Annotated in this window: 15 protein-coding genes; 9 read left to right on the top strand and 6 right to left on the bottom strand. The window is 66.4% G+C overall.

Going from position 1 to position 15,132, the window contains the following annotated elements:
* The first annotated feature begins 8 nt into the window (after positions 1-8).
* Both QO058_RS08770 and QO058_RS08765 read left to right on the top strand, forming a co-directional pair.
* Entirely contained in the window at positions 9-893 is an 885-nt protein-coding gene (locus QO058_RS08770; RefSeq protein WP_284171644.1) for a methyltransferase domain-containing protein, read from the top strand.
* Positions 890-1,330, top strand: a complete 441-nt coding sequence (locus tag QO058_RS08765; RefSeq protein WP_284171643.1) for an acyl-CoA thioesterase — start codon at positions 890-892, stop codon at positions 1,328-1,330. Before QO058_RS08770 ends, QO058_RS08765 begins: the two co-directional genes overlap by 4 nt.
* Positions 1,331-1,332: 2 nt before the next feature.
* Here QO058_RS08765 and vapC read toward each other — a convergent pair whose 3' ends face one another.
* Both vapC and QO058_RS08755 read right to left on the bottom strand, forming a co-directional pair.
* Complete coding sequence (gene vapC / locus QO058_RS08760) at positions 1,333-1,722, bottom strand: type II toxin-antitoxin system VapC family toxin (RefSeq protein ID WP_284171642.1); 390 nt, start codon at positions 1,720-1,722, stop codon at positions 1,333-1,335.
* Positions 1,719-1,931 carry a type II toxin-antitoxin system VapB family antitoxin gene (locus QO058_RS08755; RefSeq protein WP_284171641.1) on the bottom strand — a complete coding sequence of 71 codons (213 nt, stop codon included), beginning with the start codon at positions 1,929-1,931 and terminating at the stop codon, positions 1,719-1,721. Before QO058_RS08755 ends, vapC begins: the two co-directional genes overlap by 4 nt.
* Positions 1,932-2,090: 159 nt before the next feature.
* Between QO058_RS08755 and purL the strand changes: the two genes are divergently transcribed.
* Genes purL through grxD form a run of 3 tightly spaced genes read left to right on the top strand, consistent with a single transcriptional unit; the run spans position 2,091 to position 4,931 of the window.
* Positions 2,091-4,301, top strand: a complete 2,211-nt coding sequence (gene purL / locus QO058_RS08750) for a phosphoribosylformylglycinamidine synthase subunit PurL (RefSeq protein ID WP_284171640.1) — start codon at positions 2,091-2,093, stop codon at positions 4,299-4,301.
* 10 nt (positions 4,302-4,311) lie between these two features.
* Positions 4,312-4,548: a BolA/IbaG family iron-sulfur metabolism protein gene (locus QO058_RS08745; RefSeq protein WP_110491483.1), complete on the top strand. Its 237-nt coding sequence runs from the start codon at positions 4,312-4,314 to the stop codon at positions 4,546-4,548.
* 47 nt (positions 4,549-4,595) lie between these two features.
* Positions 4,596-4,931: a Grx4 family monothiol glutaredoxin gene (gene grxD / locus QO058_RS08740; protein WP_091836387.1), complete on the top strand. Its 336-nt coding sequence runs from the start codon at positions 4,596-4,598 to the stop codon at positions 4,929-4,931.
* A gap of 6 nt (positions 4,932-4,937) precedes the next feature.
* Here the strand turns inward: grxD and QO058_RS08735 are convergent, their stop codons facing one another.
* From QO058_RS08735 to tlpA, 4 genes are all read right to left on the bottom strand, one after another.
* Complete coding sequence (locus QO058_RS08735; protein WP_284171639.1) at positions 4,938-5,546, bottom strand: AAA family ATPase; 609 nt, start codon at positions 5,544-5,546, stop codon at positions 4,938-4,940.
* Positions 5,547-5,596: 50 nt separating this feature from the next.
* A complete protein-coding gene (locus tag QO058_RS08730; RefSeq protein ID WP_284172849.1) occupies positions 5,597-7,327 on the bottom strand; it encodes a carbamoyltransferase family protein in 1,731 nt (576 codons plus the stop codon).
* An 86-nt stretch (positions 7,328-7,413) separates the two neighbouring features.
* Complete coding sequence (locus QO058_RS08725; protein ID WP_284171638.1) at positions 7,414-8,406, bottom strand: hypothetical protein; 993 nt, start codon at positions 8,404-8,406, stop codon at positions 7,414-7,416.
* A 169-nt stretch (positions 8,407-8,575) separates the two neighbouring features.
* Positions 8,576-9,205: a thiol:disulfide interchange protein TlpA gene (gene tlpA, locus QO058_RS08720; RefSeq protein ID WP_284171637.1), complete on the bottom strand. Its 630-nt coding sequence runs from the start codon at positions 9,203-9,205 to the stop codon at positions 8,576-8,578.
* A 30-nt stretch (positions 9,206-9,235) separates the two neighbouring features.
* On the opposite strand from tlpA, the gene argH reads away from it, so the two are divergent.
* From argH to QO058_RS08700, 4 genes are all read left to right on the top strand, one after another.
* Positions 9,236-10,636, top strand: coding sequence for an argininosuccinate lyase (argH, locus tag QO058_RS08715; protein ID WP_284171636.1), 1,401 nt, complete (start codon positions 9,236-9,238; stop codon positions 10,634-10,636).
* Between the two features lie 76 nt (positions 10,637-10,712).
* Positions 10,713-10,970: an LPS translocon maturation chaperone LptM gene (lptM, locus tag QO058_RS08710; RefSeq protein WP_284171635.1), complete on the top strand. Its 258-nt coding sequence runs from the start codon at positions 10,713-10,715 to the stop codon at positions 10,968-10,970.
* A 7-nt stretch (positions 10,971-10,977) separates the two neighbouring features.
* On the top strand, positions 10,978-12,267 hold the full coding sequence (lysA, locus tag QO058_RS08705; protein WP_284171634.1) for a diaminopimelate decarboxylase: 1,290 nt from the start codon (positions 10,978-10,980) through the stop codon (positions 12,265-12,267).
* Positions 12,268-12,401: 134 nt separating this feature from the next.
* Positions 12,402-15,095, top strand: coding sequence for a TIGR02302 family protein (locus QO058_RS08700; protein ID WP_284171633.1), 2,694 nt, complete (start codon positions 12,402-12,404; stop codon positions 15,093-15,095).
* Positions 15,096-15,132: the final 37 nt, after the last annotated feature.

The raw sequence follows: 15,132 nt of genomic DNA, 5'->3' as shown, positions 1-15,132 counted from the left end.
GGCGCGCGGTGAGCTCCGTCGTCTTCGACCGCGCGCTCTATCGCCGCCGCCTCGCGGCAGCGCTCGCAGCCGGCTATCCCGATTTTTTGTTGGCGCGCTGCGTCGCCGATCTCGACGAGCGACTTTCTGCGGTGCTGAGGCGCTTCGAGCGGGCGGCCGATCTCGGCACGCCGCTGCCACTGGCGGATCAGGCGCTGCGGGCGCGGGCAGGCGAACTGCTGCGCATAGCGGAAGTGCCAGACGCCAGCGCCGGCCTGGTTGGCGATCTGGAGGCGTTGCCCTTCACGGCGGAATCGCTCGATCTCATCGCCTCCCTCCTGTCCTTGCACGCCGTCAACGACCTACCCGGCACGCTGGTGCAAATCAGGCGGAGCCTGCGCCCGGACGGCCTCTTCATCGCCTGCCTGCTCGCTGGCCAGAGCCTGACAGAATTGCGCCAGTCGCTGCTTACGGCAGAAGTCGAGGTGACCGGCGGTGCGAGCCCGCGCGTCGCGCCTTTCGCCGATCTGCGTGACCTCGGTAGCCTGCTCCAGCGCGCGGGCTTTGCGCTGCCCGTCATCGACAGCGAGAGCGTCGCCGTGCGCTATGGCGACATGTTCGGGCTCTTGCGTGATCTGCGCGCCATGGGCTGGGCCAATGTGCTCACCGAGCGCAGCCGCAAGCCGCTGCGCCGCGGCGTGCTGCTGCGGGCAGCCGAACTCTATGCCGAGCGCTTTTCCGATCCAGACGGCCGCCTGCGCGCGACCTTCGAGGTCGTCTGGCTTTCCGGCTGGGCACCGCATGAGAGTCAGCAGAAGCCGCTTAGGCCAGGCTCCGCCAAGGCACGGCTGGCCGACGCGCTCGGCGCGGTTGAGATGGGCACCGGCGACAAGGCGGGCGGGGGAGAGCGATGAGCGAGAAGCCGGTCAGGCTCGGGCGGGCTGATTTCCGCCTGTTCCGCACGATCCCGACGCGCTGGGCCGACAACGACGTCTTCGGTCACGTCAACAACGTGATCTACTACAACTGGTTCGATACGGTGGTGAACGCCTGGCTGATCGAGCAGGGCTTCCTCGACGTGAAGGAGAGCAAGATCGTCGGGCTCGTGGTCGGCACACGGTGCGACTATTTCGACAGCGTCGCCTTCCCGGAGATCGTCGAAGGTGCGTTGGCGGTCGAGAAGCTCGGGCGCTCTTCTGTGACCTATCGCATCGGGATTTTCCGCCAGGGCGGTGCGCTGACGGCGGCGCAAGGGCTATTCACTCATGTCTATGTCGAGCGCGGCCCGCAGACGCCGGTGCCGATCCCGGCGAAGCTGCGCGCGGCCATGGCGGAGATCGGGGTGGGGTAGCATCACGCGATCAGCAGGCCGCAATGCTGGGCGAAAGGTTCGAAATCGCGATCCTGATGCAGAAGATGATGCCCATGCGCGATGCAGTAAGTCGCGATCACGAGATCGGGTGATTTTCGGATCGTCACGCCGAGGCCGCGCAGCTTGCGATAGTGGCGCGCAGCCTGAGACGCCAGCTCAGGAGACAGCATCGGCCGTAGCTGGAAACGGCGCAGTCGCTTTTCGATCGCAGCGGCATGAGCTTCATCACGAGCGCCGCGCAACACTTCTAGGAGCACAATGTCACCGACGAGGATTGATCTCGCGCTTTCGATCGCATTCAGGCGAGTGACAGCTTGAGAGGGCGTTCGGCGCAGAAGCGCGATCCAGACGGACGAATCGACCGCAATCACAGGCGCTGAGGGTCTGTGAGATCGGTCCTCATCTCGTCGAGGTCCCCTTCCCAGCCCAAACCCATCAAATCCCGGAGGGCGCGCCGTGCGTGATGCTCGCGCACGAGAATCCGCAACGCTTCTTCCACGGTCGCGCGCTTGGTCGGCAAGCCCGTTGCCTCCATAGCCTCGGCGAGCAAGTCGTCATCGAGCTCGATATTTGTGCGCATGGCAGCCTCGATGTGTATGAGATGTGTAGAACATACACATCATGTGCGTGCCGTTCAATCTGTGCGCTCCGCCGCGATTGTCTCAGCCGCCGCTTTTAGGCTATTGCCCCCGCTTGTGATCGAGCCCTGCGCTCGCCCCCTCCGTCAGGAACAGGCCGCGTGATTCCCAACGACATCAAGATCACCCCGCAGCTGGTCGCCGAGCACGGCCTCAAGCCGGACGAATATCAGCGCTTCCTGCACCTGATCGGGCGCGAGCCGTCGATCACCGAGCTCGGCATCGTCTCGGCGATGTGGAACGAGCACTGCTCGTACAAGTCGTCGAAGATCCATCTGAAGACGCTGCCGACCAAGGCGCCATGGGTGATCCAGGGCCCGGGCGAGAATGCCGGCGTGATCGATATCGGCGACGGGCTCGCCGTGGTCTTCAAGATGGAGAGCCACAACCACCCCTCCTTCATCGAGCCCTATCAGGGTGCGACCACCGGCGTCGGCGGCATCCTGCGCGACGTCTTCACCATGGGCGCGCGCCCGATCGCGGTGCTGGATGCGCTGCGCTTCGGCGATCCCAGCCATCCGAAGACGCGCCATCTCGTCTCCGGCGTCGTCGCCGGCATCGGCGGCTACGGCAATTCCTTCGGCGTGCCGAATGTCGGCGGCGCCACCGGCTTCCACCGGCGCTATGACGGCAACAACCTGGTCAACGCCATGGCGGTCGGCCTCGCACGCACCGACGAGATCTTCTACGCCAAGGCCTCGGGCGTCGGTAAGGCGATCGTCTATCTCGGCTCCAAGACCGGCCGCGACGGCATCCATGGCGCGACCATGGCCTCGGCCGCCTTCGGCGAGGGCGCCGAGGAGAAGCGGCCGACCGTGCAGGTCGGCGATCCCTTCGCCGAGAAGCTCCTGCTCGAAGCCTGCCTCGAGATCATGGCAGCCGGCCATGTCGACGCGATCCAGGATATGGGCGCGGCCGGCCTGACCTGCTCGGCCGTCGAGATGGGTGCCAAGGGTGATCTCGGCGTCGAGCTCGATCTCAACGCGGTGCCCTGCCGCGAAGACCAGATGAGCGCCTATGAGATGATGCTGTCGGAAAGCCAGGAGCGCATGCTCATGGTGATCAAGCCGGGCCATGAGGAGCCGGCCGAGGCGATCTTCCGCAAATGGGGTCTCGACTTCGCCGTCGTCGGCAAGACCACCGACACGCTGCGCTTCGTCGTCAAGCATGACGGCGAGACGATGGCCGACCTGCCGATCAAGGAACTCGGCGACGAGGCTCCCGAATATGACCGGCCCTGGGTCGAGACGCCGAAGCGGCCGGTGATCGAGGCCTCCAGCGTCACTCCGCCGATGTCGAACGCCGAGGCGCTGCTCGCGTTGGTCGGCTCACCCGATCTCTCGTCGAAGCGCTGGATCTACGAGCAGTACGACACGCTGATCCTCGGCAATTCGGCGGTGACGCCCGGCGGCGATGCCGGCATCGTGCGCATCGAGGATGGGCCGAAGGGCCTCGCCATGACCGCCGACGTGACGCCGCGCTATTGCGAGGCCGATCCGTTCGAAGGCGGCAAGCAGGCGGTCGCTGAAGCCTGGCGCAACCTGACCGCGGTGGGAGCCTTGCCGCTCGCCATCACCGACAACCTGAATTTCGGCAATCCGGAGCGGCCCGAGGTGATGGGCCAGCTCGTCGGCTGCATCCGCGGCATCGGCGAGGCCTGCAAGGCGCTCGACTTCCCGGTCGTCTCCGGCAATGTCTCGCTCTACAACGAGACCAACGGCGTCTCGATCCTGCCGACCCCGACGATCGGCGGTGTCGGCGTGCTCGCCGACGTGACCAAGCACGCGACGATCGGCTTCAAGGCCGAGGGCGAGGCAATCGTCCTGATCGGCGAGACCAAGGGCTGGCTCGGCCAGTCCTCCTATCTTGCGACGGTCTGCGGCCGCGAAGAGGGCGCGCCGCCGCCGGTCGATCTCGTCGTCGAGCGCCGCAATGGCGAGTTCGTGCGCTCGCTGATCACCGCGGGTCGTCTCACTGCCTGTCATGACCTCTCGGATGGCGGCCTCGCCGTCGCGCTCGCCGAGATGGCGATGGCGAAGGGCATCGGCGCCACCATCGCGGCTCTGCCCGCGGGGCCAGCTCATGCGGTGCTGTTCGGAGAGGACCAGGGCCGTTACCTGCTCTCGCTGTCGGCCGGCGCCGCTGAGGCGGTTGTCGCGGAGGCGAAGGCCGCGGGCGTACCGGCTGAGATCATCGGCAAGACCGGTGGCAGCGAGCTAGCCCTGCCGGGTGAGTCCGCCGTTTCGATCGCCGCCCTGCGCAAGATTCATGAGAGCTGGCTGCCGGACTACATGGCCGGCAAGGCCGCTTGAGGAGACCACCATGGCGATGGAAGCAAGCGAGATCGAGCGCATGATCAAGGCGGCGTTCCCCGACGCCGTCGTCGAGATCAAGGATCTCGCCGGTGATGGCGACCACTATGCCGCGACAGTGACCTCGGCCGCCTTCAAGGGTAAGTCACGCGTCCAGCAGCACCAGATGGTCTATGCCGCCTTGCAAGGAAACATGGGCGGCGTGCTGCATGCCCTTGCGCTGACGACGACGGTTCCCCAAGATTAGAACGAGTTCATCCGGCGGGCCTTGAACCCGCATTTGGAGATAAAGCCATGAGCGATGTGAACGCCCGTATCGACGCCGAAGTGAAGTCCAGCGACGTGGTGCTCTTCATGAAGGGCACGCCGCAATTCCCGATGTGCGGCTTCTCCGGTCAGGTCGTGCAGATTCTCTCGTACGTCGGCGTGCCGTTCAAGGGCGTCAATGTGCTCGAGGATCAGGAGATCCGCGAGGGCATCAAGGCCTATTCGAACTGGCCGACGATCCCGCAGCTCTACGTCAAGGGCGAGTTCGTCGGCGGCTGCGACATTACCCGCGAGATGTTCCAGGCCGGCGAGCTGCAGGCGCTGCTCGAAGAGAAGGGCATCGCTGTCAAGCAGGCGAGCTGAGTCCGCTCAAGCTTCGGCGCAGGCGGGCAATGCTTCGAGGGCGCTCCAGAGCGCCTTCGGCAGGCTGTCAGATCGCTCCATGAGAGCGAGGCAGCCCCTTTGCCCTTCGGCTACGACCTGCGGGCGCAATGTGGCGTTGTTGAAGACGCGCCACTGATCGACGGAGCCGATATAGGTCGGCAAGTTGGATATCGCTCTATCGAAGCGGCGGCGAACATCGGCTTCGGCAACGTCATGCCCGCCTTCGCTCACGCGGCGGGCGATGCGCGACAGCGATACTTCCGGCGAGGCGACCAGGAAAAAGAGCAGGTTGATTGCGAAGCCGGCTTCACGCGCGGCAGTGATCGTGCGCAGGTGCGTTTTACCCGACAAGGTCGTCTCTATCGAGAATGAGCGCCCTTCGGCGATCAATGACCGGGTCATTGCCAGCGCTACACGGGCTGCGCGTTGTTGCTCGGCCGACGGGTCGAGTGGGGAAAGGCCACGCGCGATCTCGTCGAGATTGACAAAGCTCGTGCTGCCCGAGACCGCCCTGATATGCCGGAAGGCGTAAGTGGTCTTGCCGACGCCGTTGGGCCCGGCGACAATCCAGAACTGCGGTTTTTGGGCGGTCATTTCGCTTGGCTAGCACGCCGTGACATCGTAGGCCACGGTCCGGTAGGCGATCACTTCACCAGCAGCCAGTCCTCGACCACGAGCGCATCGAGCCCACTCGTATAGAACATCAGGATGGCGTCCTCGCTGCTGTGCAGGATCGGCTTGCCCATGATGTTGAACGAGGTGTTGAGGATCACCGGCACGCCGGTGAGCTCGTGAAACGCCTTGATCAGCGCGTGGTAGCGCGGATTGCGCTCAGCGGTGACGCTCTGCAGGCGCCCGGTCGCATCCTCGTGGACGACGGCGGGAACGCGCGAACGCACCTCCGGCTTCCAGACAAGGGTACGCTCCATATAGGGCGAGTCCTGGTAGTCCTCGAACCAGTCGGGGCCGTGCTCGGCCAGGATCGAGGGCGCGAAGGGTCGGAAGGCCTCGCGATACTTCACCTTGGCGTTGAGGAGGTCCTTGGCGTTGGCCGGGCGCGGATCGGCCAGGATCGAGCGATTGCCGAGGGCGCGCGGCCCGAACTCGGCCCGCCCCTGTGCCCAGCCGATCAGCTTGCCTTCGGCCAGGAGCTTCGCCGTCGCGGTGATGATCTCGTCGGGTGAGAGCTTGCGCAGTCTGGGCTCCCAGGCGGCCATGCGCTCGAAGGGCTCGGTCGAGAGACCAGAGCCGAGATAGGGCGTCATCGGCCCCTTGGGCGCCTGCCAGTCCGGATTTGCCTCGGCATGGGCGAGCCAGGCGGCGCCGATCGCGTTGCCGTCATCGGCCGGGGCGGACGGGACATAGACCTGCTGGAAGCCGTGGCGGCCAACGATCTTGCCGTTGAAGGAGGAATTCAGCGCGCAGCCGCCGGCTAGTACGAGATTCTCGGATGGGCAGAGCGCGGCGGTCTCGACGAGCAGCGCTTCCATCATCTCGGCGAAGACGTCCTGGCCGCAGCGCGAGAGATCGGCCCAGCCCCTGTCGAGCGCGTCGGCCGGGCGGCGGGCGAGGATATCGGCGGCGACCTGCTGGACCGTCGCGGCATCGGCGAAGGTAAGCTTCGTGCCCTCGACGCGATAGAGCTTGCGCAGCAAAGCGAGCAATTCAGGATCGCTTCGGCCATAGGGCGCGAGCCCCATGATCTTCCATTCTTCGCCCTTGGCCTGGTCGAAGCCGGCGAGGTCGGTGACGAAGCCGAAATAGAAGCCGATCGATTCCCGGCCGCGATGGCGCTTCAGCTCGGTGAGGCGGCCATTCCTGAGCGCGAAGATCGCGGAAGCGCCGGTCTCGCCCATGCCGTCGACGACGAGGCAGGCGGCATCGCGGAAGGGCGACGACCATGAGGCGTAGGCGGCATGGCTGAGATGATGGCCGTAGCGCTTGATCCCGGTGACCTTCGCCTCGCCGAAGGCGCGGTCGAGCCCGAGCAAGGTGCCGAGGCCGGCACGCTGCTGCTGGTGATGCAACGAGGCGATCAAGGCGCGCTCGCTGCGCTCCGGCACGAGGGAGCGATTGAAGGCCGGCGAGAGCTTGAGGAGGGAGTCGAGGCTGAAGGCGCCACCGCGGCTCATCTGGTCGAGGAAGCCGGTGAATTCCTCGCCCCAGCTGGTCGCGAGCCTGATCTGCGCGCCCTTGGGAATATAGCGCTTGAGCAGGCTTTCCATCCGCACCGCCGTGTCCGGCTCGCAGTTCGGCGCCCGCTTGTATTGCAAATAGCGCTCGGTGGCCTCGGCGAACAGGACCTCCCCGCCAGGGTCGATGATGGCGATGGCCGGGTCATGGAAAGTGGTGGCGAGGCCGATGGTGTAGCTCATGGCCGGCAGCGTATGGAACAGCCGGCCGGCCATGGCAAATGTTGCAGATCGGCGACCCCAGGCCGGGACCGGCTGCGCCATCTGGCCTATTTGGCGAAGGTGATGCTGTCGGCGATCGTCTTTATCGCCGGCTCCAGCGTCGGGAACGTGGCTTCGTCGGCGCTGACGATCATGCGCACGAAGCGACCATCCGCGCCCAGGCCGATGTACTGGACGAAGCGTTTGGCGACCGCACCCTCCGTGGTCTTGCCCGAGAGCATCGCGCCGCTATCGCTGCCGGCGAAGGCGACCGTGTCGCGCTTGGTGATCTCGGCCTTCTCGAAACCGCGCGTCGTCGACAGCAGCTTTTCACCGACAGCGGCCAGTTGGCCGGCGGCGACCTGGCCGCCCGTCTGATAGCTGACGATCAGCATCGGCTGCGAGCCCTTCGGGTCGACGTTCAGCGGGCCGGAGGTCATCAACACGCCGAGGCCACCGAAGGTATCGACGACGCGGAAGGGCTCGGCGGCGCGGACACGGAAGGGCAGGGCCGCAAGCTTCTGGTCGAGCGTCGGCTCCGCCCCCAGCGAGACGGTCTTCAGCATGGCGACGACATCATCGCCATCGAGATCGGAATCATCCGGCGCCTGCACCGTGATCATCACGGTCTTGGCGCCCTTGAGCAGCACGATCCATTTGTCGAAGGTCGCAGCGCCCAACGCCTGCTGGCCGGTCAGGATGCGGCCCGTGCCAGCTGCGGTCTCGATGTCCTCGGCGTCATCGATGGTGATGTTCTGCTTCGCGAAGTTGGTCTTCGCCGTCTCCAGATTGGTGAACAGCGCCGACAATTGCGGATGCGCCTCGGGCGGCAATTCGACGACGAGCACGGAGGCTTTCGCCTCGACGTTCTCCAGGCCGGCGAACTTGGCCGACGGGGCAAAGCCCTTCAGCGGCGTCAGCGAGACCGTGGTTCCGGAAATCGCGGTACGCTCCTGCGCCTGCGCATTCGCTGTCAGCCCGGCGACCAGAAGGCCGCTCATCGCCAGGCGAAGGGTCGTTCGGGCGGCGTGGCGCACTGTACTCATGTCGAATCGGATCATCGCATCGCTCCTGTACGATCGGTGGGGCCCGCGTCGCCGACGGCAGACCGTGTTGTAATTGGCTCGGCGGGTACGGGTTCACATCCCGCGATCTTACGATCGAAGGATGAGGCCCGGGCCGCTTGTCGCTCTTGTGCGTGTCAGCGTCGTGATCGATTGAGCGTGATGGTCAGCGCCGGCCGATCGCAGTCGAGATCATCTCCTGGGCGTCGGCTCCTGCCCATTCGGCCGGGCCCTGGAGCAAGGCGAGCTCGCAGCCGGCCGGATCGATCAGCAGGCTGATCGGCATGCCCTCGACCTTCTTCACGGCGCGGATGTCCTGGAAGACCTTGGCCTGCGGGTCTGCATAATAGGCGAGGCGAGAGATGTTCTTGTCGGCCAGCCACTTCTTCGGCTTGTCGGGATGGCGCGTGTCGATATTGATCGCGACCACCTCGAAGTCCGGGCTGCCGAGCGCGCCCTGGAGCGCATCGAGTGCCGGCATCTCGGTCAGGCAGGGCAGGCACCAGGTCGCCCAGAGATTGACCAGCACCGTCTTGCCGCGAAAGGCTGACAGCGTCGTCGGCTTGCCGTCCGGGCCGTTGAAGGCGAGATCAGGCAGCAGCACGGGCTGCTTTGCGACCTCAACGGCCGCGACCTCGCCCTTCGCGAGGGGACGTAGCGCCTCCACTTTCGCTGTAGCTGCGCTGCAAGTGGAATTGCCCGCCGCCCCCCGCACGGAGTAGAAGGCCGCAACGCCGCCAAATACCAGCAGCGCCAGGCCCCCGCAGGCCACCACCATTTTCGACCGAGACGTCATCGCACGTCCTCAAAAGCAGGAAAGACTGATGTGAGCAACCGGATGTGGGGTGGGCGTTTCGCCACAGGTCCCGACGCCATCATGGAGGAGATCAACGCCTCCATCGATTTCGACCAGCGCCTGTGGCGCCAGGACATCCGCGGCTCGCTGGCGCACGCCGCCATGCTCGCTGAGACCGGTATCCTGACCCGTGAGGACGTGGACGTGATCTCGGCCGGACTCAAGGGCATCGAGGCCGAGATCGAAGCCGGGCGCTTCACGTTCTCGCGCGCGCTCGAAGACATCCACATGAACATCGAGAGCAATCTCAAGGAGCGGATCGGGCTCGCCGCCGGGCGCCTGCACACCGCCCGCTCGCGCAACGACCAGGTCGCCACCGACATGCGGCTCTGGGTGCGTGATGCGCTCGACCAGCTCGACGAGCAGGTCGCCGACCTCCAGCTTGCGCTGGCGCAGAAGGCCGAGACCTATGCCGGCGCGGTGATGCCGGGCTTCACCCATCTGCAATCGGCCCAGCCGGTCACCTTCGGTCACCATTTGCTCGCCTATGTCGAGATGCTGGCGCGCGACCGCAGCCGGCTCAGGGATGCGCGCGAGCGCATGAACGAATGTCCGCTCGGCGCCGCCGCGCTCGCCGGCACCTCCTTCCCGATCGACCGGCACATGACCGCCAAGGCGCTCGGCTTCACACGTCCGACGGCGAACTCGCTCGATTCGGTCTCGGACCGCGATTTCGTGCTGGAGACACTCTCGGCCGCCTCGATCTGCGCCATGCACCTGTCGCGCCTCGCCGAGGAGATCGTGCTGTGGGCGACGCCGCAATTCGGCTTCGTCAAGCTTTCAGACAAGTTCTCGACCGGCTCCTCGATCATGCCGCAGAAGCGTAATCCCGATGCGGCCGAACTGGTGCGCGGCAAGGCGGGGCGGGTATTCGGCGCGCTGCAGGGCATGCTGACGATGATGAAGGGCCTGCCGCTGACCTATTCCAAGGACATGCAGGAGGACAAGGAAGGCACCTTCGACGCAGTGCAGACCCTGTCGCTCTGCCTCGCTGCGAGCGCCGGAATGGTCCGCGACATGTCTCCCGACCTGAAGACGATGAAGAAGGCGGCTGGGCTCGGCTATGCCACGGCGACCGATCTCGCCGACTGGCTGGTGCGCGTGTTGAAGATGCCGTTCCGTGACGCCCACCATGTCACCGGCCGGCTCGTCGGCATCGCCTCGGCCAAGGGCGTCGGGCTGGAGAAGCTCTCGCTTGCCGAAATGCAGGAGGTCGAGCCGAAGATCGGCGACGAGATCTTCGCCGTGCTCGGTGTCGAGCGCTCGGTGAAGAGCCGCACCAGCTATGGCGGTACCGCTCCCGTCAATGTGAAGCGGCAGGCCAGGCGCTGGCTGAAGCTGCTCGCCAAGGACGCGAAGCCGCAGCCATGATCCCGGCGCAAAGGCTCGCAAGCTTGCACGCCATTCGCTACACTCGTCCCGAAGCTTCGCCCAAGGATCATCGTTCGTGCCGCAATCCCGCCTGAAACTCGGCCGCACCGTGCTGGTGGTCGGCCTGCTCGGCCTCGCGCTCGCGGCTTGCGGCCGCCGTGGACCGTTGGAGCCGCCGCCGAACGCCAAGAATGCGATCGACCTGCCGGACAAGCAGACTGGCGCCGTGGAGAACACTTTCGCGACGGACGCCTCGCCGCTTGGCAAGCCGCCGAAGCGCAACAAGGCGATCGAGGTTCCCGAAAAGTTTTTCGTGCTCGACCCGTTGCTCTGAGTCCCCGATGCATCACTTTGCCTATCGCGACGGCGCGCTCTTCGCCGAGGATGTCGACCTGCGCGAGATCGCGGAGAAGGTCGGAACGCCGGTCTACATCTATTCCTCGGCCACGATCGAGCGGCATTACCGCCTCTATGAAGCGGCGATGAAGTCGACCGCGCCGGGCAAGCCGGCGCATGTCTTCTACGCCATGAAGGCGAACAGCAATCTCGGTGTGCTGAAGACGCTGGCGGCGCTCGGTGCCGGCGCCGATACGGTCTCCGAGGGCGAGATCCGCAAAGCGCTCGCGGCGGGCTTCCCGGCCGACAAGATCGTCTTCTCCGGCGTCGGCAAGGCTGAGAGCGAGCTTTCCTTCGCCGTCGAGGCCGGCATCTTCCAGGTCAATATCGAGACGGAGGGCGAGCTAGACCTCCTGTCGAAGGTCGCGCAGCGCCTGGGCAAGCGTCAGGAAGCGGTGTTTCGGGTCAATCCCGACATCGGCGCCGGTGGTCACGCCAAGATCACCACCGGCTCCTCCGCCAACAAGTTCGGCGTCTCCTTCGAGGAGGTGCACCGGCTCTATGCCCGCGCCGCCAACATGGCGGGCGTCAGGATCATGGGCCTTGCCGTGCATATCGGCAGCCAGATCCGCGAGGTCGACGCCTTCGAGGCGGCCTATGCCAAGATGCGCGACCTCGTGTTGGCGCTGCGGGCTGAAGGGCACCGCGTCGACCGGCTCGATCTCGGCGGCGGGCTCGGTATCCCCTACGACATTCCCAGGGAATTCGATCATGGCCCCGGTCTGATCGAGGCCTACGCCGCGATGGTTGCCAGGGTAACCGAAGGGCTCGACGCCGAGCTCGGCTTCGAGCCGGGGCGGCTGATCGTCGGCAATGCCGGCATCCTCTTGACCAGGGTGCTGCATCTCAATCCTCGCCCGACCAAGCAGTTCCTCGTCGTCGACGCGGCGATGAACGACCTGCTGCGGCCGGCGATGTACGAGGCCTATCACGAGATCTGGCCGGTGGCAGAGCCGGCGGAAGGCGCGAAGACGATCGCCTATGACGTGGTCGGACCGATTTGCGAATCAGGCGACACCTTCACCACCGGGCGCGATTTGTCAGAGTTGAAGCCCGGTGACTTGATCGCCTTCATGACCGCCGGCGCCTATGGCGCCAGCATGTCCTCGACCTATAATCAACGCCCGCTGATCGCCGAAGTACTGGTGAAGGGCGACAAATTCGCCGTTACGCGGCCGCGCCAGACTTATGAAGAGCTGATCGGCACGGATCGTGCACCGCCCTGGCTGCCCTGACGACGCTTCACAATAAGCGGAGCGCCTGTGGGGTATCGCGCCTGAGTGCTGGTCACGCCACAATCACGTGCTAGCCTCTCCGCTCGATCGATGAAGCCAAGAGAGGCGCCGCGGGGGGCGGCTCGGAGCATCGGATGAGCGAAACACCGCGCCGGACGGCGCTCGACACAGGTGGGACGATCCGCAAGCGGCTGGAACGCCTCACCATGGCGTCGAGGCTGTCGCTGGCGTGGGAGCGTATCTGGCCGAAGCTGTGGGTGCCGCTCTGCGTCGTCCTGCTGTTTCTCGCCGTCTCCTGGTTCGGGCTCTGGCTGCATCTGCCCTGGTGGGGCCGTGCCGCCGGCTCCGCCGTCTTCGCCTTGGCGCTGCTCGGAAGCTTCTGGCCGGCCGTCACCGGCCGCTGGCCGAGCCGCCGCGAAGCGCTGGCCCGGCTCGACCACTCCATGGATGGCGCGCATCGCCCGGCGACTGCGCTCGAGGACACGCTCGCGGTCGGCGGCAAGGACCCGGTCTCGCAGGCGCTGTGGACGCTGCATATGCAGCGGCAGAGCGCCCATGTCGCGAGATTGAAGGTCGCGCCTCCGCAACCGCATATGGCCGGGCGCGACAAGCAGGCGCTGCGTGCGGCGCCTCTGGTTGCCGCTGTCGCCGGTTTCTTCGTCGCCGGGCACGAGGTCCTGCCGCGGCTCACCGCCGCCTTCGACTGGCGCGGACCTGCGCTCGCCGCCGCCGCGGTCCGGATCGATGCCTGGATCGACCCGCCGGCCTATACGCGGATGCCACCGATCCTGATCGACTTCGCCAGGCTGGCGAGCCCAAATTTCAACGTGCCCGAGAAGTCGACGGTGGTGGTGCGCATCGCCGGGCGCAGCGGCATGGATGTCGCGACCACCGGCCGGCTCGATGTCGTGCCGGTCGAGGGTAAGCCGGGCGAAGCCAAGCCGGCTGATGCCAAGGCTGCGCCGACCAATACTGTCGCGGTGACGGAGAAGCGCTATCTGCTCGCCGGCGACGGCACCTTGCGCATCACCGGCTCGGGCGCTCCCGCCCAGACGCTGAGCCTGCATGCGATCATCGACCAGAAGCCGGAGATCGCCTTCGTCGAACCACCGAAGCCGGTCAGCGGCGTGCAGGGCGGGCTCGGCATCAGCTATCGCGCCAAGGACGATTACGGCATCGCCTCGGCCGAAGTCATCGTCTCGCGCGTCGCTCCGCTCGCGGGCGGCCGCTCGCTGGTCGAGGCGCCGAAGCAGATCCTGCCGGTGCCGTCCTCCGGCTCCGGCGAAGACGAGATGAAGAGCACGGTCGACTTCTCGGCCCATCCCTGGGCCGGCGCCAAGGTCAATCTGAACCTCCTGGCGCGCGACGAGACCGGGCAGGAGGGGCGCAGCGAGACCGTCGAGATCGTGCTGCCGCAGCGGACCTTCACCAAGCCGCTGGCCAAGGCGCTGGTCGAGCAGCGACGCAAGCTGATCATGGACGTCGATACGCGCAAGAAGGTTCAGCTTGCGCTCGACGCGCTGATGATCGAGCCCGACCAGTTCATGAAGGAGACCGGCGTCTATCTCGGCATGCGCATGATCGGCGAGCGGCTGCGCCGGGCCGCTAGCGACGACCAGCTGCGCGACGCCGCCGAGATGATGTGGGCGCTGGCGCTGCAACTCGAAGATGGCGACCTATCGGACGCCGAAAAGGCGCTGCGGGCCGCGCAGGAGAATCTGCAGCAGGCGCTCGATCGCGGCGCCACCGAGGACGAGATCAAGAAGCTCACCGAAGAGATGCGCCGCGCCATGGACCGGTTCATGCGCGAGCTCGCCCAGCAGATGCAGCGCCAGCAGCAGAACGGCGAACGGAACCAGGCGCAGCTGCCCGAGAATTTCCGCACGGTGACACCGCGCGACCTGCAGAACATGCTCAACCGCATCGAGGAATTGTCGAAGCGCGGCGACATGGCCGAGGCGCAGCGCCTGATGGAGGAACTCAACAACCTTCTCAACAATCTCAAGACGGCGCGTCCCGGCCAGCAGGACCCGCGGCAGCGCGAGATGAACCAGGCGCTCGGCGATCTCGACCGGATGACACGCGAGCAGCAGCAATTGCGCGACGAGACCTATCAGCAGGATCAGCAGCGCCAAAATCGGGCCCAGCAAGGCCGCCGACCCGGCCAGCAGCAGGCGCGCCCCGGCCAGCAGGGCCAGCGCCAGCAAGGGCAGCAGGGCCAGCGCGGGCAACGTGGCCAGCAACCCGGACAGCAGCCGGGCGAGAACGGCGAAGAGGGTGAGGGCGAGGACGGCCAGAATGCCGAAGGCGGGCAGGGCCAGGGCCTGTCGCAACGCCAGCAGGCCTTGCGCGAGCGCCTGCAGGACCTGCAGCGGCGCATGCGCGGCATGGGCGCCGATCCAGGCGAGCTCGGCGAGGCCGAGGACGCGATGCGCGACGCGGAAGGCCAGCTCGGCCAGGGACAGGATGGGCAGGCGGTCGACGCGCAGGGGCGCGCGCTCGAAGCTTTGCGCAAGGGCGGCCAGAACCTCGCCCAGCAGATGCAGGGCGAGCCCGGCGAAGGCGAGGGCAACGAGAATGCCTATGGCGATCCGGACGGCCGCCCGGCTGGCCGGCCTTCGGCCCAGCAACCCGACAACAACGATCCGCTCGGGCGGCCGCAGCGCCAGCGTGACTGGGCCGATGGCCGCGTGCGCGTACCGGGTGCCGACGAGAGCGCGACACAGCGGGCTAGGCGCATCCTCGAAGAATTGCGCCGGCGCCTCGGCGATCCGCTGCGTCCGACCGAGGAACTCGACTACCTCGAGCGCCTGCTGCGGCGGAACTGATCCCGCTGTTTCACCGTCATTCCGGGGCGCCGCGCAG

The sequence above is a fragment of the Bosea vestrisii genome (assembly GCF_030144325.1).
Classification (GTDB): Bacteria; Pseudomonadota; Alphaproteobacteria; order Rhizobiales; family Beijerinckiaceae; genus Allobosea; species Allobosea vestrisii_A.
The sequence above is the reverse complement of the archived record's forward strand: the minus strand, read 5'-3'. Positions and strand labels throughout refer to the sequence as shown.